Origin of the sequence: Phyllobacterium brassicacearum (genome assembly GCF_003010955.1) — a bacterium.
Lineage (GTDB): Bacteria > Pseudomonadota > Alphaproteobacteria > Rhizobiales > Rhizobiaceae > Phyllobacterium > Phyllobacterium brassicacearum.
Genome location: NZ_PGGO01000065.1, coordinates 1 through 1,096, shown reverse-complemented (window position 1 = coordinate 1,096; position 1,096 = coordinate 1). Strand labels below are relative to the sequence as shown.

Here is a 1,096-nt window from a genome sequence, read left to right as displayed (position 1 = left end):
GGGGTAGGAAAAAGCTTTGCTGCCGCGGTCGGGTGACGGCCGCAACGGTGTGTCAAGCTGCTCGTTTTCGCCGTCCCGAGGTGCGCTATGCTCGCAAAGAAACGGAACCGAACCATGATCGAAGATGAAAAACTGATGGCGGAAATCAAGGCGCAGGCTGAAAAAGCTGAAGAAGCACGTCCAGAGACGATTGATGTGTCGGTTTTGGCGATGACCCTTGGAGCCGAGTTTCCACACCGTAGCGTTGATGAGATCAAGAAGAAGATCATTGACGTGTGGCGCGCCAACGACCTCTTCTATACAGAATAGAAGGCCTTAGTCAGACTGGTCCCAACGCAGGCGATGCCGTTGCACACCCCCGCTTGCTTTCAGTTGAAATGGGGGAAGGTGCGTCATTGGTGGAACCTAGACGGCAATGACATCTTACGGGATGTCGCAGAAGTAACAATGCGAACGTACGCGCAAGAGGTGCCTACCACCTACTGAAGAAAGGACACGCTATGGACTTGGCAGCCCAAGACGATTCCTTGTAGTACCGGTACTGCGGTTTCCCGATGAAACTTTTCAGCGTTTGCCGCTCAAGTGCGGTGTCATTGATGCGAAAAGAGGCCGGACATCAACTCCAGCCCTCTTGCTATTCCAGGCCCTCGCCGCCTGTGGGGCGAACGAGTCACATCGTTAGTCGGTGCTCAACTGATCGGCCGACATTTTGCCCGATTTCTTGTCCCGCACCATTTCGTATTTGATTTTCTGACCGTCATTGAGGCCGCGTAGTCCGGCCCGCTCTACAGCAGAGATATGAACGAAAACATCTGTACCGCCATCATCCGGCTGAATGAAGCCAAAACCTTTGGTCGAATTGAACCATTTAACAGTGCCAGTAGCCATTTTAAACCTTCTTGGTGCGTATGGGCGCGCGCGAGATTGACGACAACCCGGTTATAGTGCGGCTAGAGATTCATAGTCGCGACCGTAAATGTCAATCAGGCGAATTGCTTAGCGAAATGCGGCGGCTACGGCAGACCCAGCGCTGTACAATACGGGGCAGGCACCAGCAACTGTTCCTTTGAAAATGCCGATAATAGCTGATTTTTGC

General features: G+C 52.8%; 2 protein-coding genes. One reads left to right on the top strand and one right to left on the bottom strand.

Going from position 1 to position 1,096, the window contains the following annotated elements; genetic code table 11:
• Positions 1-114 precede the first annotated feature (114 nt).
• Complete coding sequence (locus tag CU102_RS28245) at positions 115-309, top strand: hypothetical protein (RefSeq protein WP_133624835.1); 195 nt, start codon at positions 115-117, stop codon at positions 307-309.
• Between the two features lie 369 nt (positions 310-678).
• On the opposite strand, the gene CU102_RS28240 is transcribed toward CU102_RS28245, so the two are convergent.
• On the bottom strand, positions 679-888 hold the full coding sequence (locus tag CU102_RS28240; RefSeq protein ID WP_106714344.1) for a cold-shock protein: 210 nt from the start codon (positions 886-888) through the stop codon (positions 679-681).
• Between the last annotated feature and the right edge of the window lie 208 nt (positions 889-1,096).